Source organism: Asaia sp. W19, assembly GCF_003994335.1.
GTDB lineage: Bacteria > Pseudomonadota > Alphaproteobacteria > Acetobacterales > Acetobacteraceae > Asaia.
The window spans coordinates 65,492-86,556 of the sequence record NZ_PNQZ01000047.1 but is presented as its reverse complement, the minus strand read 5'-3'; the positions used below and the strand labels follow the sequence as shown (position 1 = coordinate 86,556).

The window sequence follows — 21,065 nt, the reverse complement described above, 5'->3', positions numbered from 1 at the left end:
TTGTGGTGGGGAGCAWGGCCCTCCCGCGCCAGAATATACCCCAGCCGCCGATAGCCAAACCGGCGACGCTCGGCCGCCAGGGCGCGCAGACGTTGGCGTAGGGCCGCATCGTCAGGCCACGTAGAGGCGTAGCGAAAAACGCGGCGAGCCACACCCACCAGTGCACACGCACGCCGCTCGCTCAGGGCGAAAACTTCCCGGATGTGTCGGACCGCCTGCCGTTTGTCGGCAGGCGTCACCACTTTTTTCCAACGAGTTCCTTTAGCGCCGCATTGTCCAGCATGGCATCCGCCAGAAGTCGTTTGAGGCGACCGTTCTCATCCTCCAGCGTCCTGAGCCGTTTTGCCTCGGAAACCTCAAGCCCACCGTAACGGGTCTTTCATTTGTAAAAAGTCGCATCGCTGATCCCATGCTTGCGGCACAGATCCGCAACTTTCAGACCCGCCTCCTGCTCCTTCAGGATGCCTATGATCTGCTCTTCCGAAAATCGACTGCGCTTCATTCGTCCGTATCCTTCTCGATCGGACTCTACTTCAAAACGGTCACATTCAAGCGGAGCACGTCAGAGGCTGTGTAACCGCTGGAAGCCGGGCAGAGAGATCGCTGACGGGATCGGCGATCCACAGCGCGGCATTCGGAAATGTGCGCGCATAATCATCACGCCAGGGGCAGCCGCCCAGATCCGCGACCGGCACGCCCCCGGACGTGGTCGTCAGGACCAGGCGCCGGACCAGATGCGGAAACGCCAATGCCAGACGCAGCGCGATAAAGCCGCCCATCGACTGCGCCACGATGTCGACCGGCTCCGTGATATGGGCGCCGACCGTATCGACCAGATCGTCGATCGAACGGATATCGCCCTGAGGCGGCTCGTGACCCAGACCGGGCCAGGCGAAGAATAGGCCCTCCAGTCCGGCGTGGGACGCGACCGGTCGCCAGAATGTGGCGCTTCCAGCGGCACCCGGCAGGACCAGGGTTTTGGGCATGATCGCGGCGATATCCTCTCGTTTCAAAGACGCGTTGGATCGTCGTTTTCATTATTGCGCGGGCCGGAACGGCTTCCGGCCTCCATGACCCAGCTGTGGGGAGGGGGACAATCACCCATCATGCGCCTGTAGTTCCGTAGCAGCGGCACGTTGCACGGCCTGCGTTAGACGGATCAGGGTATCGGCATGTAGTCGGGCGACAGTCCAGTAAAGCGCCACCCCAATCCTGATGCCCGGCGGCAGTTCGACCAGCCGTCCCGCCGTCAGGTGTTCCCTGACCAACTTGATCGGATGCATCCCCCAGCCGACGCCGGCGAGCCCGAGGTCAAGGAACCCCTGGGTGGACGGCACCCAATGAATCACCTTGCCCGGCTCGGTTCCATGGGTTTCGCGTAGCCAGCGGGCCTGTAGTCCGTCGCGTCGATCGAAACGCAAGGATGGCGCTGCCGCCAACCTTTCAATACTGAATTCCTGACTGAAATGATGCGCCATGAAGGCCGGGCTGGCGCAGGCGGCATAGCGTAGCGTGCCTAATTCGATGATCTTGCATCCTGGAATGGGAGCAGGATTGGAACTGACGGCGGCCAGCACTTCGCCGGAGCGCAGGCGATCGGCTGTATGCGCTTCATCATCCAGCCTGAAATCAAGTGCGACCGTAGTCTGATGCGTAAAATCGGCGGCGGCTTTGGCAAACCATGTTGCCATGCTGTCCGCGTTGACGGCGATCGCAATGGTGGCAACGCCGCCAGACAGGCTGCCGCCGCCGTGCCCCAGAGCGGGGCCGAGATCCTGTTCCAACAGGCGCACGCGGTCGACATGATCGCACAGCTTCCGGCCCAGTGCGGTCGGCTGACATGGCTGCCCGCGTTGGATGAGGATCGCACCAAGACGCTCTTCCAGACCGCGCACACGTTGCGAAACCGCGGAAGGCGTATGGCCGAGAACAGCTGCAGCGCGTTCGAACGTGCCTTCGCGAATGACGGCGGCGACAGCCGCAAGCGACGGATAATCGAGCATGATGAAGCGTTGCTTCATCTGATGAAAGAAAACAAGTTTTCCTTTCGAGTGCTTGGCTGATACCTCCCTCAGGAATGATGCCTCTGCTGCTTCCAGTCTTTTCCGGTTTCTGTCTGTCGGCCGCGCTGATCATGGCGATCGGCGCGCAAAATCTGTTCGTCCTTCAGCAAGGTTTGAAGGGCGAGTATGTCACCCTGGTCGTCCTGTTCTGCAGCCTTGCCGACGCCTTGCTAATAACGCTAGGCGTCAGCGGTCTTGGGACTTTTCTGGGCGCTGTTCCGCCGCTCGAACGGGTTCTGGCGTTCGGCGGTAGCGCGTTTCTGGCCTGGTACGGCCTTGCGGCACTGCGCCGGATGCGCACACCCCGACGCATGATCGCAGGCGAGACGCCCCCAATCCCGCGTGCGCGGGTATTGGCTATGCTGGCGGCATTCACGTTCCTCAACCCGCACGTATATCTCGATACGGTGCTCCTGATGGGAGCGGCTGGGGCGGCCGAACCGTCCGGACAACGCCCGCTCTTCATCGTCGGCGCCGCGTCCGCGAGCGTGGTATGGTTTGCATCCCTCGGCTACGGCAGTCGTCTGTTGCGACCGATTTTTGCGCGTCCGTTCGCCTGGCGCATACTCGATGCGATCGTAGGTTGCGTCATGCTGACGTTGGCAGCCGTGCTTATCTTACGGACTTTGTGCCCGGAGTTACGACTGGGATGAAAGTGACAAACAGATCGATGCGAACGATCGGCTGTGTCTGACGTCCGCTTCGAGGAACCTGTGCCGGCATGTTTAGTGTCCGGAAAGAAGGCGAAAGCTGACATCCTTCGTTGAGCGCGGCCGTGTAAGCGCGGAGGTAATCTGTGGCATAGCCAAACCCTGCCTCTGAGGCATGCTTCCAAGCCCATCCGCTGCCGTTTTCTGCCCATTACACCTACTTCCGATAATAGAAATCATCGGAAGTAGCGGAAAAGAGATGTCTATTCTATAGGCGTTGGCTCATTAGCCTCAATCTTGTCCGCGAGTTCCTGCATGATGGGCTGGTAGTATCGATCGAGCGATTTCAGATCACGATGTCCGGTGACCCGCATCAGATCGAGCGGGTTCGTGAGATAGCGTGCGAGACGCGACGTCGCCTCGTGGCGAAGATCATGAAAGGTGAGGTTGATCAGGCCTGCGCGCTTGGTCATCCGACCAAAACGGACAGAAAACGCCTTCTCATTGCCAATATCGAAGATTTTCTCCTGCGGTTCCGGCCTATGCGGCATCTGCTTGAGTTTCTCGACGAGGAGGCGCCGTGCACCGGGTGTCAGGGGGCGTTTCTCGGGGCCGAGTTCCTCCCGAAGGCGCTCGCTCTTCACTCTGGCAAGCGATAGCGTGCGACTGCGGAAATCGATGTCTTTCCAGCAGAGAGAAACAGACTCCGATAAACGACAGGCTTGTTCGATCGACCATTTGACGAGCCATACATCGTCCGCATGCTCAGAGGCCGAAACAACCTCTATAAGGCGGTCATATTCACTCTGAAGATTAAGCTCATTATCTAGAATGGCCAACCGCCTGTTACGCTTCCTGTCAGCGCCTTGCGGCCGTTTTACAATCCTGCCGGAGGCATGATTGACCGTATGGATATCCCACTCACTGATCGCGTGCTGGACGATGCTGGCGAGGAGATTGAGCCGCTTGACCACGGTTGCTGGCGCATAGCCGTCCGCAAGCATGCGATCGCGAAAGGCACGAACGTCAGCTGGCTGCCATTTGCTCACCATGACATTAACGACAGGGTCATCGAGCAGGGCAGGGATGTGGCCCGTACGGTCCCCCTGGCGATGGGCCATGCATTCGTCGCGGTAGCGTTCCACCAATCGTCTGAGTGGTGTCTTGTCGAGAGACGATGTGTCCTTGAACTGGCGAAGATCGACCTCGGCACGTTTTTCAGTTAGCCAGCGGCGAGCCAACGCTGAGGATGCAAAGGTCTTTCTCAGGCGTTTGCCATCAACCATCTTGCGGGCCTGATACTGACCCGCGCCTCGGTACCATACACCCTTGGGGAGTGGTTTACCTGTGGCCGGATCGATGCCTGATCTTTCTGATTCGCTCATGCGAAGCTCCTGATACCAAAGAGCCATAATTTCCTGAGTGGCTCAGGACTGGCTCAAAATCAACACTTTGGTAAATCAGGATTCTGCTTTTTACCCATTGGAACCCGCAGAAAACTGCGGAAAATCAAATGGCGTCCCATAGGGGATTCGAACCCCTGTTGCCGCCGTGAGAGGGCGGTGTCCTAGGCCTCTAGACGAATGGGACGAGGCGAGGTGCCTTCTATGATATTGCGGGGGTGCCCGCAAGGGTCATTCTGCGTTTTTCTTGATTAATTTCGCACTCAGTTTTTCACCTGCGAGCAGATGCACGTGATAATGCGGAACTTCCTGACCGGCATCAGGTCCTGTGTTGCTGATCAGTCTATATCCGTTGCGGGTCAGATCCAGTTGCTCGGCCACCTTGGAGATTGCTCGCGCAAAGCCCGCGATCTCGTCATTGCTCGCGGACGCCCCGAAATCCGCCGAAGACACGTAAGCACCCTTTGGAATGATCAGGACATGAATCGCTGCCTGAGGGGAGATATCAGGGAAGGCAAGGGCGTACTCATCCTCATACAGAATCTGTACAGGGATCTCACGACGCAGGATCTTCGCAAAGACATTGCCCGGATCGTAGGGAAGGCTCAAATCAACAGCCACGGTTCATTCCCCCGTCTTGCGCGGGCGCGAGGCTTTTTCCTCGACGCCGCTCATGGCCTCACGGCGACACAGCTCCTGCCACACCTCCTGAGGCGTGATGCCCGCATCCACCCACATCACGATCAGATGGTACAACACATCTGCACTCTCGCTGATAAGCTCTGCGGGCTTTCCTGCGACCGCTTCGATCAGGCACTCGACCGCTTCCTCACCGAACTTCTGAGCAATCTTCTTACGTCCCCGCGAAAGGAGACGTGAGGAGTGGCTCAGCGACGGGTCCGTTCCGCGACGCGACAACACCGTTTGGAAAAGATGATCCAGAACCTGAGCATCCGTCTGCTGCACTTCAGGAGGCGCGGCACTCTTGGACGCCCCCTTCTTACCCTGTGCCTTCTTGGCTGAGGCCGGCTTGGCCCCGCCTTTCTTGGCGCCGCCGCCATCAGCCTTGCGTGTCGTTCTTTTCGTGGCGAGCGCCATGATCATTTCCCATTCATCGTCGTATGCTGCCAAAAGGGCAGGTCAAAGCTTTCCGCGCAGCGCATCAGTTTCCCGGGCGCACTGGCAGACCAGCCTCTTCGAGGGCCGCCTTGACCCCGGCAATGCCGAATGTCCCGAAATGAAAGACACTGGCGGCAAGCAGACCACTCGCTCCCGCCTTCGCGCCTTCCACGAAATGCGCAAGTTCTCCCACGCCACCCGAGGCCACCACAGGAATTGTAACCGTGCCACAGACCTTGCGCAGCAAATCGAGATCGAAGCCTTCTCCCGTGCCGTCTCGATCCATGCTCGTCAACAGGATCTCGCCCGCACCGCGAGCCTGGGCTTCCTGCGCCCAAGCCACGGCGTCTATCCCTGTGGGCTGGCGGCCACCCTTTGTATAGACCTCCCAGCCGCCCTTACCGTCGGAGCGGGCGTCGATGGCAACGACGACACATTGGCTCCCAAAGCGATTGGCTGAGTCGTTGATCAACTCAGGATTGACGACAGCCGCCGAATTGACCGCGCATTTATCCGCTCCCGCCAGAAGCAAACGACGCATGTCCTCGGGCGCGCGCACCCCTCCGCCTACGGTCAAGGGGAGGAAGACACGCTCGGCCGTGCGCCGAACCACATCATAGATGGTATCGCGGTTTTCAACGCTGGCCGTGATGTCAAGGAAGGTCAGTTCATCGGCTCCGGCTGCATCATAAACGACAGCCTGCTCCACCGGGTCACCGGCATCGCGCAACGAGACGAAGTTCACGCCCTTCACCACGCGCCCATCCTTGACGTCAAGGCAGGGGATGACTCTCAGCTTGAGCATGACGTGCCCTCGACGATACTGAGCGCTTCCTCAAGCGATACCCGGCCATCATAGAGCGCGCGCCCCACAATAACCCCGTCAAGGCCTGGCGTCTCATCGGCCACCGCCCGAAAGTCACGAAGATGCTGGGCGCAGCCCACCCCACCGCTCGCGATGACCGGGATGGAAAGCCTGCGCGCAAGATCAGCCGTCTGCTCGAGGTCGAGACCTTCCAGCATGCCGTCACGGGTGATCTCGGTGAAGATGACAGCAGCAACACCTGCATCCTGCATGCGCAGGGCGAGGTCACGCGCATTCAGCTCAGACACTTCTGCCCAGCCCTCGGTTGCAACACGCCCCTGACGCGCATCAATTCCGGCAACGATCTTGCCCGGAAAAGCCCTACAGGCCTCCCGCACCAGTTCCGGGTTCTTCACGGCAACCGAACCGAGAATGACCCGGTCGAGCCCGGCGGTCAGCCAGCGTTCGATACCAGCCATATCACGAATACCGCCCCCAAGCTGGACAGGAAGATCCGTTGTGGCAAGGATCGCCTCGACCGCGGCCCCATTGGCGGAACGCCCCGCGAAAGCCCCGTTGAGATCCACCACATGCAGTCGGGAACATCCGGCCTGCGCGAAAGCAAGGGCCTGCGCACCAGGGTTGTCAGAATAGACCGTCGCCTCATCCATCTCCCCTCGGCGCAGGCGTACACAGGCGCCGTCCTTAAGATCGATCGCGGGATAGAGGCTGAGATGCCGCTGCGTGGAAGTATCCGTGCTCGCCAAGGTGCTTTCCTTTTCGGACTGCCGTTTTTGTCTGGTGATGGAAGAAGCGCCTGGATCGAGGCGCTTTGTCATGAAGAGCCCCTTGATGGTTCCTTCATGGCTCCGGGCGTAAAAAGGATGCGTTCCCCAGTGCTCGAAACCAAGTGACCGGAACATGGACAGGGCGGAGTGCTGCGTTTCAGGCACCTCGCAGTTCAGTACCTTGCAGCCAAGAGCCCGAGCCGCCTCCATGACGGCATCGGCCAGAACATACCCCAGCCCGCGCCCACGCATGTATGGCGCCACAAAATATCCGCGGATCTGGGCTGTCTGTGCCTGGGCCTCGTTGTTACGCGACGGACGTACGAGCTGCGCGCAGCCCTGAATCTGGCCGTCCTCGTCACGCACGACGAAAAATCGCGTCTCCGGCACCATGAGGACACCATTGAAGTAGCGCTCAAGAACGGCGCGTCCAGGAGGGGTGAGCCAGCCTAGACCACCCCCATCCAGAATAGCCGCCGTGGTGATCTCGCATAGCGCGGCCATATCCGTTTCATCAATACGCGAGAGACGCTCCGCAATACGGGTCACGGCATCCAGCTCAGAAAATTAGCCATGATCGTCAAACCGGTCTTCTGGCTTTTCTCGACATGAAACTGCGTTCCGCAACGATTGCCACGAGCCACGATGGCCGGCACCCGCCCGCCATAACCGGCAGTCGCGACGATATCGTCTTCGTTCCAGCCCGTAAGCGCGTAGGAATGGACAAAGTACCCGTGATCTCCCGGGGTAAGTCCGGCCGTCAGCGCGTGGTGGCCAGGTTCGAAATCGAGCACGTTCCACCCCATATGCGGCAGGCGCAGCCCGGCCTCTAGCGCCGCATCCATGCGGGCAATCTCACCATCAATCCAGCCAAGTCCCGCCGTTCGCCCATGCTCAAGCCCCCATTGAGCCATGAGCTGCATGCCCACACAAATGCCGAGAAACGGCGTTCCGCGATCAGTGGCTTCCACCAGGGCCTCACGCAGTCCGCCACCAAGTCCCGCTGCGCAATGCGCAAAGGCGCCCTGACCCGGCAGGATGATATGATCGGCACCGAGAACATCCTCCGATCTTCCCGAGATGATGACGTCCGCATCAAGGCCTTGTGTCGTGACGACATGCCGTGCCGTCTGAGCGGCGGAGGCAAGATTTCCTCCGTCATAGTCGATAACAACGATCTTTCTCATGCTGCCCCCGACGCTGAGTCGGCAGCACGCAGTCTGGCATCAGCCATGCTCCTTCCCAGCCATACGCCGCGAAGTACGCCACCCTTGAGCCGGATCTCCCATCCCATGATCTCCGCTGCAAAGACGGCCAGCACCAAGTTCAGGATATAAGCGTAGAACAGACCGGCCGGACCGGTAAAACGCAGCACCACGGCGCTGATACAGGCGCTAATGGCAAACGCGATCCAGCAGCCACTGAGCAGAAAACCGATCGGCCCGAGGAAAAAGAGACGCCAATGCATACCCTGCTTGATCAGAGCGGTCGGATATGACGCCTCCCCGCCGAAGGCCAGATAGGCGTTCACAATACCCCCTTGGTCGAGGGCACCGCGCTGCCGACACGCGGGTCTATTGCCACGGCCATACGCAAGGCGCGGGAAAAGGCCTTGAAGCCGCTTTCAGCAATATGATGGGCATTCCGCCCCGCCTTACAGGTAATGTGCAGAGCGATGGACGCAGCCATGGCAAATGCGCGGTAGAATTCCTCGAACAGATCTGTATCCATCTCGCCAATCCGCTCGCGCACGAATTCGACATTCCAGGCGAGGTAGGGCCGTCCTGAAATATCCACGACCACCTCGCAGAGCGCCTCATCCAGCGGCACGAGGGCATGGCCAAACCGCGTGATCCCGCGTTTATCGCCCAGGGCCTGTGCGAAAGCCTTGCCGAGCGCAATGCCGATATCCTCGACGGTGTGATGTCCGTCCACATGCAGGTCACCATGGCAACGCACTTCGATGTCGAATCCGCCATGCTTGGCGAGCGCCGTGAGCATGTGATCGAAGAACCCGATCCCGCTATCGAGTTCGGCGCGACCGCTGCCATCGAGATCGATGAAGACGGAAATATCGGTCTCACCGGTCTTGCGGTGAAGGCGGGACTGTCTGGCTTCTGTCATGGGGTCAACCATAAACTATTCGGCGCGAATACGCGATGGCCTCTTGGCGAGAGATCGGAAGCTTGCCATCTATCGAGCATGAGCAGTTCCCCCGTATCGTCCCCCGCCCTCGAAGTCCTGCTTTCCAGGGCCTCGACGGATCATCTGAACGCACCAGCCCCCGACAAGGAGCAGATCGGCCGCATCCTCTCGGCTGGATTGCGCGCGCCCGATCACGGCAAGATCAGGCCCTGGCGCTATATCGTGATCAAGGGCAAGCATCGTGCGGAGTTTGCTGAACAGGTTGTGCGGGCCATGCTCTCGGCTGACCCCGAAGTACCCGAGAAAAAGATCGCCAAGCGGCGTCAGCGCTTTTCGGAAATGCCCATGACGATTGCTCTGGTCATGGCACTCGATCCTCAAAGCAAGATTCAGGTGCAGGAGCAGGAGCTTTCGGTGGGCGCTGGTGCGATGAATGTACTCAACGCCCTGCATGCCGAAGGTTTTGGCGGATTCTGGGTCTCGAGCGATTTCGCCGAGGAACCCTGTTTCCGTGAGGCCTTGGGGCTGGGGGACGCCCAGCGCCTTGCGGGCTTCCTTTTCGTCGGCACGCCCGACAAACCCGTGCACGGAAGCAAGCGACCCGATATCAGCGATTACATGGCCTTCTGGAAAAGCGAACCCGTGCGCTTCGAGGCCGACAAGTGAGTTCCAAGGCTGACATCACGATTGCTGGCGCTGGTCCCGCGGGGCTCGCCTGCGCCCTTTCCCTTGCCGAGCGGGGCTGGCGTGTGACGGTCACCGATCCCGCACCTGATCGCGTGCTCGCTGCCCCTTCTTTCGATGGGCGCGAAATTGCACTCACCCATCATTCGCGCGACTGGCTGGACAGCCACGATATCTGGTCGCGTATCCCCGAGGGGGCAATCTCGCCACTGCGCACTGCCCGTATCGAGACGGGACAGGACGTACCCCCGAACGAGGCCGGAGCACTGCTTTTCAGAGCACCGGAAGGGTCGAGCGATGCGCTCGGTTACCTCGTTCCCAACCATCTGATCCGCACCGCCCTGCACGACGCCGTGCGTCAGGAACCGCGCATCACGGTGCTTGCAGGCAAAAAAGTCGTCAGTAGTTCGGGTAACAGCGATGTTGCCCGCATCCTGCTCGATGACGGCACCTTGCTCGAAAGCGCCTTGCTCGTGGCAGCCGATGGGCGGTTTTCCCAAATCCGACAGTCGCGCGGTATCGGCGCGCTCGTGCATGATTTCGGCAAACAGATCATGGTTTGCCGTATGCGCCACCCGCTCCCACATGAGGGCGTGGCGCTTCAATGGTTCGACGAAGGCCAGACTATCGCACTCTTGCCTGTGGCAGATGACGGCCAGCCGGGTCATCTGTCATCCCTCGTTCTGACATTGGACCCGGAAGAGATCGCAGTCCTCAAGGCAATGGACACGGCCACGTTCAGCGCCGATATCACCCGCCGGACCCAGGCACGCATGGGCCAGATGAGTGTTGAGAGCGATCGGGTCACGTACCCCCTTAAAACCGTATTCGCCCATCGCTTCCAGACGACGCGCCTCGCGCTAATCGGTGACGCGGCCGTCGGAATGCATCCCATCACGGCGCATGGGTTCAATCTCGGTCTCAAGGGACAGGCGATCCTCTGCGAGGAAATTGCCCGTGCCGATGCCGATCCAGGAAGTGCCTCAGCCCTGCGCGCGTTCGAACGTCGTCATCGTCGGGCCACCGCACCTCTTTTCGCGGCGACGAACGGGATCGCGACGCTGTACACGCATGACGCCCGACCGACCCTCGCCCTTCGCAAGGCCGGACTGGCCTTTGCCGATCGTCTTGCCCCGCTCAAATCCATGGTCACCGGCTTTCTGATGGATCGTAGCCATACCGCCTGATTGCGGGGTGGCTTGGAAACACAGGGCGAAAAAAAGGCGGGAGACAAGTCTCCCGCCTTTTTTGTCCTCGTGCGCCTTTAGGACGGCTTGCCCAATTCCAATCCCGATTCCTGCAATACGCGATAAGCGTCCAACATGATGGCGTTCGTCACGCCGCCAACATCACGGACAGAAGATACCTTGGCCGAGAGCGCCAGCGTGATACCGGTATCCGTGATGGCAGAAATTGCGACGCCGGGGGCGGGGTCCTGAAGAATATCCTCGCGCTGCTTCATCATATTCATCAGAGCCAGCTGCGCCTTCGTCGCGTCGGCACGAGGTGAGATTGTCACGGTTGCCGAGGCCGCACTCAGCGAGGTTCCGAGCGTCGCATTACGCACCGCCGAGGTAATGAATTGGGAATTCGGAACGATCATGGTCGATCCGTCTCCGAGTCCGATCTCGGTGGATCGAACGCTGATCCGCTTCACATCTCCCTTGATTGAACCGAGCTCGATCAGATCACCCACACGGATCGGGCGCTCAGCGAGAAGGATAACGCCGGAAACAAAGTTCTGCACAATCGCCTGGAGGCCGAAGCCGATGCCCACCGACAGCGCGCTAACCACCCAGGTAAGGTTCTTCACCGTTACCCCGGCTTCGGAGAGCACCATCAGAAACACGGCAATCCAGGCTACGTAGTTGAAAATGTTCAGGATCGACGTCCGTGCGCCGATATCGAGATTTGTCGTCGGGAAGAGGCGTGATTCAAGCCATTGGCTGAAAGCGCGGATCGCGTAATAGGCAACGAGCAGGATAACGATGCAAAATACCGCCGTATTGAGCGAGAACTGCACACCGTTGATGGTCTGACCAACAAACAGCCCGTTGACCTTGTCTGCCACCACCGGGATATCGAGACTCCCCTCCGAGAGGCAGACAGCAACAAACACGATGATCAGGGCAATGTTGATGACACCAGACAACAACACGCCAAACTGAGCAACGCGGTTGGAGTGAACCCCCAGGCGTGACAGGCGGCGGGAGACAAGTGACGCGGTCGAGAAATTCCGCGCCGTAAACTCCTTCGTTGCAAGCGAGATCAGGAACAGTGTTGCGAAGCTGACCGAGAGCGCCACCGACCATACGGCAACGGCGAAGGCGAAAGCCAGGAACCCAAGCGCGATCGCAATCCAGGTTACGGCCATGACGAGGCAGCCGATACCATAGACGGCCGGCGCCAGGCGCGCATCGGTGCGTCGCGTGAGACGGCGACACATACCGACGAAAAGGAGCGTCACAGCGAGGGTGAAGATTGCCTCGATCAGACGACGCGCCGTGACCGGGAATGCATTCTCCATACCAATGGTGATGAAAATTGTCTGGAGTAGGACGATCACCGCCATACACCAATCCACGCCCCAGAGTGCGCGTGCGGCGCGCTGATCTGCTCCGTCCACGGCTGTCGCTCGGCTCAGGGCAGGGAGGCCCGCGCCGAGGATGAACCCGCAAAGCGGCATAATCCCCGCGACACTGTTCATGAAGAGCGGGCTACGCCCCTCATCGAGCGAAAAGAGGCCGGCGAGAATTTCCCACACCAGAAACATGACGAAGCCACAGACGATCCCGGACATCGCAACCGGAATGAAGGATCGATGATGCTCGGAGAGAATGTCGCCCGTGAAACGGCGCACGATGTTGCCTTCGAGCTGGCGAAACAGCCAGTACGCGGGACGTGCAAGCAGGGCCGTCAGCAGAAACGCGCCGATGAGCGCGCCGACGAGAAAGGGCCAGTGATACAGAACGCCCGCATAGCCATTATTGACCGGTGGGGCGAGGGTAAGGCGCAGGGCCGGCCCTTCGGCATAAAGATTGCGCCAGAAAGTGAGCGTCAGGGGGGAAGCAATACGCTCTGACAGCAGCTCCTGCTGGCTGACGGTACCGCGTCGCTGGACCTCCAGCTGCACCTGCTTGGCCTGCAAGCCGAGCAGACGCCCCTGTGTCACCGTGGATTTGATGTCCTGCAGTACAGCTTGCAAATGCGCCCGCTGTGTGACGATCGCCTGACTTTCCCCATCGGCCTTGGCACCAACAATGTCCAGATAGCTCTCATAAACGGTCTGATAGGACGCCGCCTGTGTCTGGATGGATTGCGCGATCGACGTGATCGCATCGACCTGGTCCGAAAGCTCGGAAAGGGTCTCACTCCCGAGCACGATATCCGTGCGGTTCAGCTGGCCATAAATGTATTTGAGCTGGTTCTGGGCGGTAGCAATCTGGCGATTCAGCGTTCCCGAGACCGTCGTCCAGCCATAGCCATCCGCGGCCGAAGGGACGAGCGGCCCTGCGGCACCGTTTGGGGCGGTTCCGGCAGGCGCTGCCATGGCGACAGGAGGCGCGATGGAAAGAATCAGGGCAAACAGGCCCCCGAGAATAACGGTGAGACCGGAGCGTCTCATGAATACTGGCATCGCGGTTTGTGCCTCCTCTATGCCTTTTAGAACCTGGATCTCGGGAATGAACGAGTTGGAGAAGCAAGGGTTTTCCCTTCCGCTCGACGCGTCTTCCACCCCGACTGGACAGATGCCCGCCCTTGTTCAGAATTCTGCCTGACGAAGATCTGTGATCGACTCATAACCGGTGCGGTAAAGCTCGGTCAGAAGTTCCTTCTTGATTTTCTGCGCCAGTCCGGGGCCTTGATAGATGAGCGCGGTATAGATCTGCACCATATCCGCGCCGCCACGCAGGCGTTCGAAAACGTCGAAGCCGCTCTCGATCCCCCCGCAGGAGATCACGGCCGCGCGCCGGGCGACCAAAGACACGACCCGACGCAGCATCATGAGGGCAAGTTGCGTGAGCGGCCTACCGGAGAGGCCACCGCTTTCACCAGCTTGCGCGTCGCTCAATGAATAGGGGCGACTGATCGTCGTGTTGCTGACGATCAGCCCCGCGACGCCACCTTCGATCGCCGCCTCGACGATGTCGGGCAGTGCAGCCGGATCAAGATCGGGCGCAAGCTTGACTGCGAGCGGCGGGTGACCAGGATTTCGGGCGCGGATCGCACCCAGAATATCGCTCAGGGTTCGCGCGGTTTGCAGGTCGCGAAGCCCTGGCGTGTTGGGCGATGACAGGTTGATGGTAATGTAATCAGCCAGTTCAGACACGCGCGAAACGAGGTAGGGGTAATCTTCGAGAGGCTGCGCGCCGAGCTTGTTGATCCCCAGATTGGCCCCGATGGGCACGCGCCGAAGCGCTGCGCTGCGTGTTGCCTGAAGCTGGCGAAAACGCGTCAGCCGGGTCACGAAGGCGTCGATACCGTCCCCGTTGAACCCCATCCGATTGATGATCGCCCGGTCTTCAGTCAGGCGGAAAAGCCTTGGCTTTGGATTCCCCTCCTGTGGGCGCGGTGTAACAGTGCCGCACTCGACATGGCCAAACCCCATACGGGCCAGAGCCATCGGTATACGGGCGTTCTTGTCGAATCCCGCGGCCATACCCACGGGGTTCGGAAAGCGTAACCCCATGCAGCGTGTGCTTAACGCGGGCACATCCCTTGGTGCGGTTGGCCCCATACCGAGCGCCAATGCCTCGATTGCCGCCTCATGAGCGTGTTCAGGATCGAGACCGTGGATCAGGCGGGTCGCGAGGGTCGAAAAGGGAGAAAAAGTCATGGGACTACCCGGGTTTGAACGCAATCGCGCTCTTTATACCGCGCTCACGCTCAGGAGCGACCCCCTGGTGCCACGATCACCTCTTCTACAGTTTCCACGAGTTGGCGGGAGGCGGGCGGCATCACCCGACATGCCAGCGGTTTTGGGCCTCGCTACCACAGCGCCATATCGCGTTCTTCGGTTGCTCCGCGCCGCCAATCGTGAAAAGACGGGCGCGAGCGACCTGCTCACGCCGTTGGACGACCTGAGAGGCCATCATGTGGGATGAACCCTATCTCGAAACCTGCTGTCGCTCGACCCTGCACCGCACCCTGCTCTGCGAGGGGATCGGTCGCCCACAGGGGTTGCGCGACCAGCCATGCCTGGAGCGTCTTCAGGCCATGGGCTTCGTCTCCCTTGGCACAGATGGCCGATTTCACATCACGCCGGCTGGGCTCAGCCGTCACGACCAGGAGATTGGCCAGCTCAAACCCATGACCGGACGGGCAAGCCGTCTGCGCGCCTGAACTTCGCCGCAACAAGCGGGGCAGGGGCGTTGACGTCGTCGATACGCGGGTCTGACAGCCCTGATCTCGAATTCCGATTGACACCCGGCCCGTGAGGCCGCAACACTCGCGCCATACCAGGGGGGGCCTCGACAAGAGGCTGAGAGGCTGATGGCGGGTTCCCCGCAGCGCAGCGACCCTTTCGCCCCGGCATGTGGGCGGAGAACCTGATCCGGTTCGTACCGGCGTAGGGATTGGTGTGAGCGGCCAAGTCCCGATCTGTGACCCCGTTCATCCTGCTCTTGCGCTGTCGGACATAACTCCACGTTGCAAGGGGAGACATGATGGACGACTCAACGCTGCAATCCTCCACCAAAGTTACGGCGCGCGACCGAGCCCCTGCCCATGGGCAGGTCACTAAGGGTCCGATCTCGGGCTCGCGCAAAGTCATATCCAGCCCCGAGGGGCGTCCTGATATCACCGTGCCGTTCCGGGAAATCGATCTGGAACCGAGTGCCAATGAGCCTCCAGTACGCGTATACGATACGTCGGGGCCTTACACCGCCCCCGGCTACCATGCCGATGTGTCGCTCGGCCTGCCATCAATCCGCGCCGCCTGGCTGGCCCGACGCGGATTCAGCCCTGTGGTCGAAACCCGGGCCATCAAGCCGGAAGACAACGGTTTCGCCAAAGGCGATCAGGCCGTCCCCCATTGTCCGGCACCCCATGACGTGCTGTGTGGCGACAAGGCCGATCTGGTCACGCAATATGAATTCGCCCGCGCCGGGATCATCACAGAGGAAATGATCTTCGTCGCACATCGCGAGAATCTGGGCCGTGCTGCCATGGTCGAGGGCGCCGAGGCGCGTCGCGCCGATGGAGAGGATTTCGGAGCCGAGATCCCGACTTTCATCACGCCCGAATTCGTCCGCTCGGAGATCGCGGCAGGCCGGGCCATCATCCCCGCCAATATCAATCATCCAGAACTCGAGCCCATGATCATCGGGCGCAATTTTCTGGTGAAGATCAACGCCAATATCGGCAATTCGGCCGTGACCTCCTCGGCAGCTGAGGAAGTCGAGAAGCTCGTCTGGTCGATCCGCTGGGGTGCGGATACGGTCATGGATCTCTCGACCGGACGTAATATTCACAACATCCGCGACTGGATCCTGCGCAATGCACCAGTGCCGATCGGCACCGTGCCGCTCTATCAGGCGCTGGAGAAGGTGGGGGGCGTGGCCGAAGACCTCACCTGGGAAATCTATCGCGACACGCTCATCGAGCAGGCTGAGCAGGGCGTCGATTATTTCACCATCCACGCTGGGGTGCGCATCGCCCATGTACCGCTGACCGCGGGCCGCACCACGGGCATCGTATCACGCGGCGGATCGATCATGGCGGCGTGGTGCCTGGCCCATCACCGTGAAAACTTCCTGTACGAGCATTTCGACGAGATCTGCGACATCATGCGTCGCTACGATATTTCCTTTTCTCTGGGCGATGGTCTGCGTCCCGGGTCGATCGCCGATGCCAATGACGCGGCGCAGTTCGCCGAGCTTGAAACCCTGGGCGAACTCGCCCGAATTGCCTGGGAGAAGGGTTGTCAGGTCATGATCGAGGGGCCGGGTCATGTGCCCATGCACAAGATCAAGATCAATATGACCAAACAGCTGCGTGAATGTGGCGAGGCCCCCTTCTACACACTCGGTCCGCTGACGACCGATATCGCCCCTGGCTACGATCATATCACCTCAGGTATCGGAGCGGCGATGATCGGCTGGTATGGCTGCGCCATGCTTTGCTATGTCACGCCAAAGGAGCATCTGGGTCTTCCCGATCGGTCCGATGTAAAGGTGGGAGTGATCACCTACAAGATCGCGGCCCATGCGGCCGATCTCGCCAAAGGTCATCCGGCCGCACAAATCAGGGATGACGCCATCTCACGCGCCCGCTTCGAGTTCCGGTGGCAGGATCAGTTCAATCTTGCGCTCGATCCCGACACGGCGCGTTGCTACCATGACGAGACCCTGCCGAAGGAGGCGCATAAGACAGCGCATTTCTGCTCGATGTGTGGCCCCAAATTCTGCTCGATGAAGATCAGCCATGACATCCGACGCAATGCCGAGCGCGAACAGGGGATGGAACAGATGAAAGAGAGCTTCAAGGCCCATGGAAGCAAGCTCTATCTGAAATCCGGAGAAGTCGAGCCAGCCTGACATAGGTTGCCTTTTCACCTTCCCTTACCGGAGCCGAACTCGTTTTGATAAAGGCCGCAGCGTCGGGGCGCTGCGGCCTTTGCGCATCCCGCTTCGAACCAGATTGCTCAGGGTACGTCTCTACTCGCATCATCAAGGCGCCCGGAGGGAAACGGAAGCAGGCGTGACAGGTCCCTGTGCCTGGGATAAGGGAAGCCGAACAAGACCAAGAGGGCGCATGACCTATATCTGTCTCCTGATCGCAATTTTGTCCGAGGTCTTCGCGACCACCTTGCTCAAGATGTCGGACAGCTTTACGCGCCCCGTCCCGGGTATGCTCAGCGTTCTTGGCTATTGCATTTCCTTCTACGCGCTCTCCTTCACCCTGCGGACCATGCCCACCGGCATTGCCTATGCCATCTGGTCCGGCGTCGGGATTGTCCTCATCTCGGCCATAAGCTGGGTCAAGTTCAAGCAGGCGCTGGATATGCCTGCGCTGATTGGCCTGAGCCTGATCATCGTGGGTGTGGTGATCGTGAATGTTTTCTCACGCTCGGTCATGCATTAAGGGTTAATCATCATCAAATTGATGCCGACCCCTCGGATTTGATTGACGATTGCCCGATCTGATCCATATGCCGGTTGCATGAAGGCGCCCTTGGCTCACCCCCATATCATTGACAGACTCATCACGCTCCATTCGACAGGAGAGGGGAACGAGCGCGCACTCACCAAACCGGCCTCACGTGGCAAAGGACGCAAGAAGCGCGGATCCGATGCGCCCAGACCTTCTCCTGTCACCGTCCCCGACGATACGCTGAGACGTGACCTCGCCCATGCCATCGTCCGCTGCACCAGCTTTTACAGCCTCGATCAGAGGGAGGACCTCGTCGAACAGAGCGCCGCGTTCCTGGATGCGCTCATCCGGCTCTGGGCATCCAGAGGGATTGACCCGCAAGCCGTCTGGCGCGAGATCGACCACCGTGTGCAGCTGGGTAACTTGCTGAACCAGATCAACCGGGACATACCGTCCAGCGTCGATACGGCTCGCCGGTTCTGGCGGCCTTCCTCGACGAAACTCCCCTGATCGAGCGGAATTCGACGCGCTTCATGGAACATTCTGCCGATATTGCCGCCCTCTTCATCCTGCTCGTCTCTGCGCTCTGGGGCGCGGCAAGAGGCTTTGCAAAGGAAGTTTTCAGTCTGGCCGCCTGGGTGGGAAGCTTCATCCTGGCCGCACGCATCGCACCACTGATCCTGCCCTGGATCTCCCAGAAGGTGAGTGACCCGTTAGCGGCATCCGCGCTTGCCTATATCGTCGCCTTTATCGTGCTCGTTCTGATACTCTCCACCGTGGCCCAGCGCTTCGCGACCGGGTTGCGCAGTGTCCTTGTGGGGGGAACCGACAAGCTTCTCGGCTTCTTCTTCGGGTTTGCACGCGGCTATATCCTGCTGGTCGTGCTGTACCTTCTGGTCGTCTCGATCGCCGGGGCAAGTATGGCGCATTCCCTCATTGCGGGGAGCCAGTCGGGCCCCTACATCGTGGCGGGGGTGCACCTGGCACAGGAACTCATGCCATATTTCCCGCAACTTCATCTTGCCATGCCGCCCGCAACAGGCCATGAGGCTGCCTTCTGATCGGGTCGCCCCGATGATCTGTCTCGCACGCCCGCCTCGAACACCCAGTGTGACCCTGCCAAGGAGCGCCGCCCGATGATGAATCCCGCCACACTCGAACCCTCGAACCGCCCTTATGAAGAATGCGGTGTCGTCGGTATCTGGGGTGCCCCTGACGCGGCGGCGCTAGCGGCTCTGGGCCTGCACGCGCTTCAGCATCGCGGTCAGGAGGCAGCGGGTATCGTCAGTCACGACGGCGAAAGATTTTGTCAGCACAAGGGACTGGGTCTGGTTGGCGATGTGTTCAGCGATGCGCGCGTCATGAACACACTCAGGGGCAGCGGTGCCATTGGGCATAACCGTTATGCGACCACGGGCGGCACACTTCTGCGCAACGTTCAGCCACTCTATGCCGATTTTGAGTTCGGCGGTCTGGCGGTGGCGCATAACGGCAATCTGACCAATGCCGCCACGCTGCGTCAGGCTCTGGTCAAGCGTGGCTGTCTGTTCCAGTCCACGACCGATACCGAGGTGTTCGTCCATCTCATTGCCATCTCGCTCTATGCCACGGTGCTCGAGCGCCTGGTCGATGCCGCGAAACAGGTCAAGGGTGCCTATTCGGTCGTGGCCCTGACCCCTGACTTTCTGATCGGATTGCGCGATCCTCTGGGCGTGCGCCCGCTCATCCTGGGGCGGGTGGCCGATGGGGGCTGGATGCTGGCCAGCGAAACCTGCGCCCTCGATATCGTCGGCGCTGAGTTCGTCCGTAATGTCGAGCCGGGCGAGATGGTCATCATTGATAATGACGGCATCCGCTCGATGCGCCCCTTCGCCCAGACCAGCCCGCGCTTTTGCGTGTTCGAATATATCTACTTCGCCCGCCCTGACTCGATCCTCGAGGACCACTCGGTCTATGATGCACGCAAGCAGATCGGTGTCGAACTGGCACGTGAGAGCGGCGTCGAAGCTGACGTGATCGTCCCGGTCCCTGATTCCGGCGTACCGTCAGCCATGGGCTTCGCTGCCGAGAGCGGCATTCCGTTTGAGATGGGGATCATCCGCAATCACTATGTCGGACGGACGTTCATCGAGCCAACGGATCAGATCCGTAATCTCGGTGTGCGCATGAAGCACTCTGCCAATACGCCCGTTCTGAAGGGCAAGCGGGTCGTACTGGTGGATGATTCGATCGTACGTGGCACAACGTCTCGCAAGATCGTGGATATGGTCCGCGCGGCCGGGGCGACCGAGGTGCATATGCGCATCAGCAGCCCGCCCACCAAGCATCCCTGCTTCTACGGGATCGACACACCCGAAGAGAGCCAGTTGCTCGCCGCCACGCACACAATCGAAAAGATGGCCGAGGCCATCGGGGTGGACAGCCTGGCCTTCATTTCCTTTGACGGCCTCTACCGCGCGCTCGGTCATGATGGCCGCACAGGCGCCCAGGGACGCTATTGCGATGCCTGTTTCACCGGTGATTATCCGATCGAACTGGTCGACAAGGATGGGCGCCTCGTCGCCTGATCTCGGCTGAAGCAAAAGAGGGGCCTAGACGGCCCCTTTTTCGTTTTCCAGTCCGTGCAGGAACATCCTGACCACCCGTCGCAGATAGCCGGGCGTCTCGTCCCAATATTGCCTTGGGCGGCAATGACTCAGCTCGCAGAGCATGGATGTCGCCAGCGCGCCACCAAAAAGCATGTCCGAGGCCTGCGCGACGTCATCCACCTCGAGACTGCCTTCCTCCACCATGCGCTCGAGCCACACGCGCAACGGAAAAGGCCCGGCCGCGCTGGAGAAGAACTCTCGCACGAAACGACTGACCTCCGGGTTGCGAGAGACTTCGGCAATCACGACGCGAATGAGGCTAAGACGCTTTTCGGCCATCATGGCAATCGCAAGCGCCTCGAGTCCGAAAACGAGACGATCCTCGACCGTTTCACCCTGCAACTCGAGGTCGCGCAGTCCTGACAGTAAAAGTCTGTCGCGCAGAAGATGTTCCACCATTTCCTGCTTGGACGCGAACATATGGTAGAGTGTCTTTTTCGACATATTCGAGCATTGCGCGATACGATCCATCGAAGCGCCTGAGTATCCGTGCTGCTGCAATACAATCTCTGCCGCGTCGAATATTTTGTCGCGCCTTTCGGTTTCACACAACACAGGGGGGCGACCACAGTGCCTTCGCAATGGACCTGATTCCTGGGCTTGGGCGTGACTGGCCTTTGTTTGGGTCGTACTTGACATTGTATTGCGAAAAATCGCTCCAAGCTG

22 protein-coding genes, 1 tRNA gene, 1 pseudogene and 1 riboswitch are annotated in these 21,065 nt (G+C 60.1%); of the genes and pseudogenes, 9 read left to right on the top strand and 15 right to left on the bottom strand.

The features are described 5' to 3' along the window. The 3 genes and pseudogenes from C0V97_RS09490 to C0V97_RS09480 form a co-directional block, all read right to left on the bottom strand. Positions 1-502, bottom strand: a pseudogene (locus tag C0V97_RS09490) (transposase); the annotation flags it as partial. 46 nt (positions 503-548) lie between these two features. Then, positions 549-986: an alpha/beta fold hydrolase gene (locus C0V97_RS09485; RefSeq protein WP_127102366.1), complete on the bottom strand. Its 438-nt coding sequence runs from the start codon at positions 984-986 to the stop codon at positions 549-551. A 111-nt stretch (positions 987-1,097) separates the two neighbouring features. Further along, a complete protein-coding gene (locus tag C0V97_RS09480) occupies positions 1,098-2,003 on the bottom strand; it encodes a LysR family transcriptional regulator ArgP (protein ID WP_127102365.1) in 906 nt (301 codons plus the stop codon). Between the two features lie 74 nt (positions 2,004-2,077). Here C0V97_RS09480 and C0V97_RS09475 point away from each other — a divergent pair, with 74 nt between their 5' ends. Further along, positions 2,078-2,716 (top strand): LysE/ArgO family amino acid transporter, encoded by a 639-nt coding sequence (locus C0V97_RS09475; RefSeq protein WP_127102364.1) that lies wholly within the window; start codon positions 2,078-2,080, stop codon positions 2,714-2,716. Between the two features lie 260 nt (positions 2,717-2,976). On the opposite strand, the gene C0V97_RS09470 is transcribed toward C0V97_RS09475, so the two are convergent. The 9 genes from C0V97_RS09470 to hisB form a co-directional block, all read right to left on the bottom strand. Further along, complete coding sequence (locus tag C0V97_RS09470) at positions 2,977-4,098, bottom strand: site-specific integrase (RefSeq protein WP_127102363.1); 1,122 nt, start codon at positions 4,096-4,098, stop codon at positions 2,977-2,979. A gap of 129 nt (positions 4,099-4,227) precedes the next feature. Next, positions 4,228-4,303 (bottom strand) — tRNA-Glu (locus C0V97_RS09465). Positions 4,304-4,347: 44 nt separating this feature from the next. Next, entirely contained in the window at positions 4,348-4,737 is a 390-nt protein-coding gene (locus tag C0V97_RS09460) for a histidine triad nucleotide-binding protein (RefSeq protein ID WP_127102362.1), read from the bottom strand. A gap of 3 nt (positions 4,738-4,740) precedes the next feature. Continuing rightward, positions 4,741-5,220, bottom strand: coding sequence for a phosphoribosyl-ATP diphosphatase (locus tag C0V97_RS09455; protein ID WP_370265332.1), 480 nt, complete (start codon positions 5,218-5,220; stop codon positions 4,741-4,743). 58 nt (positions 5,221-5,278) lie between these two features. Further along, positions 5,279-6,040, bottom strand: coding sequence for an imidazole glycerol phosphate synthase subunit HisF (hisF, locus tag C0V97_RS09450; protein WP_127102360.1), 762 nt, complete (start codon positions 6,038-6,040; stop codon positions 5,279-5,281). After that, positions 6,028-7,332 (bottom strand): 1-(5-phosphoribosyl)-5-[(5-phosphoribosylamino)methylideneamino]imidazole-4-carboxamide isomerase, encoded by a 1,305-nt coding sequence (hisA, locus tag C0V97_RS09445; protein WP_127102376.1) that lies wholly within the window; start codon positions 7,330-7,332, stop codon positions 6,028-6,030. Before hisA ends, hisF begins: the two co-directional genes overlap by 13 nt. 41 nt (positions 7,333-7,373) lie before the next feature. Next, complete coding sequence (hisH, locus tag C0V97_RS09440; protein ID WP_127102359.1) at positions 7,374-8,015, bottom strand: imidazole glycerol phosphate synthase subunit HisH; 642 nt, start codon at positions 8,013-8,015, stop codon at positions 7,374-7,376. After that, positions 8,012-8,359, bottom strand: coding sequence for a hypothetical protein (locus C0V97_RS09435; protein WP_127102358.1), 348 nt, complete (start codon positions 8,357-8,359; stop codon positions 8,012-8,014). The genes hisH and C0V97_RS09435 overlap by 4 nt, the downstream gene beginning before the upstream one ends. Continuing rightward, entirely contained in the window at positions 8,356-8,952 is a 597-nt protein-coding gene (hisB, locus tag C0V97_RS09430) for an imidazoleglycerol-phosphate dehydratase HisB (protein WP_127102357.1), read from the bottom strand. Before hisB ends, C0V97_RS09435 begins: the two co-directional genes overlap by 4 nt. 78 nt (positions 8,953-9,030) lie before the next feature. On the opposite strand from hisB, the gene C0V97_RS09425 reads away from it, so the two are divergent. Further along, the gene (locus C0V97_RS09425) at positions 9,031-9,639 is read left to right on the top strand and encodes a nitroreductase (RefSeq protein WP_127102356.1); all 609 of its coding nucleotides are present in this window, start codon (positions 9,031-9,033) and stop codon (positions 9,637-9,639) included. After that, positions 9,636-10,844 carry a 5-demethoxyubiquinol-8 5-hydroxylase UbiM gene (gene ubiM / locus C0V97_RS09420; RefSeq protein WP_127102355.1) on the top strand — a complete coding sequence of 403 codons (1,209 nt, stop codon included), beginning with the start codon at positions 9,636-9,638 and terminating at the stop codon, positions 10,842-10,844. Before C0V97_RS09425 ends, ubiM begins: the two co-directional genes overlap by 4 nt. Before the next feature lie 77 nt (positions 10,845-10,921). On the opposite strand, the gene C0V97_RS09415 is transcribed toward ubiM, so the two are convergent. Both C0V97_RS09415 and C0V97_RS09410 read right to left on the bottom strand, forming a co-directional pair. Next, complete coding sequence (locus C0V97_RS09415; protein ID WP_127102354.1) at positions 10,922-13,294, bottom strand: mechanosensitive ion channel domain-containing protein; 2,373 nt, start codon at positions 13,292-13,294, stop codon at positions 10,922-10,924. A gap of 126 nt (positions 13,295-13,420) precedes the next feature. Further along, positions 13,421-14,494, bottom strand: coding sequence for a quinone-dependent dihydroorotate dehydrogenase (locus C0V97_RS09410; RefSeq protein ID WP_127102353.1), 1,074 nt, complete (start codon positions 14,492-14,494; stop codon positions 13,421-13,423). Between the two features lie 257 nt (positions 14,495-14,751). On the opposite strand from C0V97_RS09410, the gene C0V97_RS09405 reads away from it, so the two are divergent. From C0V97_RS09405 to purF, 6 genes are all read left to right on the top strand, one after another. Then, entirely contained in the window at positions 14,752-15,000 is a 249-nt protein-coding gene (locus tag C0V97_RS09405) for a hypothetical protein (RefSeq protein ID WP_127102352.1), read from the top strand. 109 nt (positions 15,001-15,109) lie between these two features. Further along, a riboswitch (TPP riboswitch) is annotated at positions 15,110-15,251 on the top strand. 69 nt (positions 15,252-15,320) lie between these two features. Further along, entirely contained in the window at positions 15,321-17,195 is a 1,875-nt protein-coding gene (thiC, locus tag C0V97_RS09400; RefSeq protein WP_233582080.1) for a phosphomethylpyrimidine synthase ThiC, read from the top strand. A 217-nt stretch (positions 17,196-17,412) separates the two neighbouring features. Further along, positions 17,413-17,742, top strand: a complete 330-nt coding sequence (locus C0V97_RS09395) for a multidrug efflux SMR transporter (protein ID WP_127102351.1) — start codon at positions 17,413-17,415, stop codon at positions 17,740-17,742. Between the two features lie 90 nt (positions 17,743-17,832). After that, positions 17,833-18,261 carry a hypothetical protein gene (locus C0V97_RS09390; protein ID WP_127102350.1) on the top strand — a complete coding sequence of 143 codons (429 nt, stop codon included), beginning with the start codon at positions 17,833-17,835 and terminating at the stop codon, positions 18,259-18,261. Between the two features lie 23 nt (positions 18,262-18,284). Beyond that, complete coding sequence (locus C0V97_RS09385) at positions 18,285-18,812, top strand: CvpA family protein (RefSeq protein ID WP_127102349.1); 528 nt, start codon at positions 18,285-18,287, stop codon at positions 18,810-18,812. A 75-nt stretch (positions 18,813-18,887) separates the two neighbouring features. Further along, on the top strand, positions 18,888-20,318 hold the full coding sequence (purF, locus tag C0V97_RS09380) for an amidophosphoribosyltransferase (protein ID WP_127102348.1): 1,431 nt from the start codon (positions 18,888-18,890) through the stop codon (positions 20,316-20,318). 24 nt (positions 20,319-20,342) lie between these two features. On the opposite strand, the gene C0V97_RS09375 is transcribed toward purF, so the two are convergent. Next, positions 20,343-21,038: a TetR/AcrR family transcriptional regulator gene (locus C0V97_RS09375; RefSeq protein ID WP_127102347.1), complete on the bottom strand. Its 696-nt coding sequence runs from the start codon at positions 21,036-21,038 to the stop codon at positions 20,343-20,345. Between the last annotated feature and the right edge of the window lie 27 nt (positions 21,039-21,065).

Coding starts and splice junctions, on each gene's coding strand:
- C0V97_RS09485 (WP_127102366.1), bottom strand. CDS start 986: ATGCCCAAAACCCTGGTCCTGCCGGGTGCCGCTGGAAGCGCCACATTC.
- C0V97_RS09480 (WP_127102365.1), bottom strand. CDS start 2,003: ATGCTCGATTATCCGTCGCTTGCGGCTGTCGCCGCCGTCATTCGCGAA.
- C0V97_RS09475 (WP_127102364.1), top strand. CDS start 2,078: ATGATGCCTCTGCTGCTTCCAGTCTTTTCCGGTTTCTGTCTGTCGGCC.
- C0V97_RS09470 (WP_127102363.1), bottom strand. CDS start 4,098: ATGAGCGAATCAGAAAGATCAGGCATCGATCCGGCCACAGGTAAACCA.
- C0V97_RS09455 (WP_370265332.1), bottom strand. CDS start 5,220: ATGATCATGGCGCTCGCCACGAAAAGAACGACACGCAAGGCTGATGGC.
- hisF (WP_127102360.1), bottom strand. CDS start 6,040: ATGCTCAAGCTGAGAGTCATCCCCTGCCTTGACGTCAAGGATGGGCGC.
- hisA (WP_127102376.1), bottom strand. CDS start 7,332: ATGGCCGCGCTATGCGAGATCACCACGGCGGCTATTCTGGATGGGGGT.
- hisH (WP_127102359.1), bottom strand. CDS start 8,015: ATGAGAAAGATCGTTGTTATCGACTATGACGGAGGAAATCTTGCCTCC.
- hisB (WP_127102357.1), bottom strand. CDS start 8,952: ATGACAGAAGCCAGACAGTCCCGCCTTCACCGCAAGACCGGTGAGACC.
- C0V97_RS09425 (WP_127102356.1), top strand. CDS start 9,031: ATGAGCAGTTCCCCCGTATCGTCCCCCGCCCTCGAAGTCCTGCTTTCC.
- C0V97_RS09415 (WP_127102354.1), bottom strand. CDS start 13,294: ATGCCAGTATTCATGAGACGCTCCGGTCTCACCGTTATTCTCGGGGGC.
- C0V97_RS09410 (WP_127102353.1), bottom strand. CDS start 14,494: ATGACTTTTTCTCCCTTTTCGACCCTCGCGACCCGCCTGATCCACGGT.
- C0V97_RS09405 (WP_127102352.1), top strand. CDS start 14,752: ATGTGGGATGAACCCTATCTCGAAACCTGCTGTCGCTCGACCCTGCAC.
- thiC (WP_233582080.1), top strand. CDS start 15,321: ATGATGGACGACTCAACGCTGCAATCCTCCACCAAAGTTACGGCGCGC.
- C0V97_RS09395 (WP_127102351.1), top strand. CDS start 17,413: ATGACCTATATCTGTCTCCTGATCGCAATTTTGTCCGAGGTCTTCGCG.
- C0V97_RS09385 (WP_127102349.1), top strand. CDS start 18,285: ATGGAACATTCTGCCGATATTGCCGCCCTCTTCATCCTGCTCGTCTCT.
- purF (WP_127102348.1), top strand. CDS start 18,888: ATGATGAATCCCGCCACACTCGAACCCTCGAACCGCCCTTATGAAGAA.
- C0V97_RS09375 (WP_127102347.1), bottom strand. CDS start 21,038: ATGTCAAGTACGACCCAAACAAAGGCCAGTCACGCCCAAGCCCAGGAA.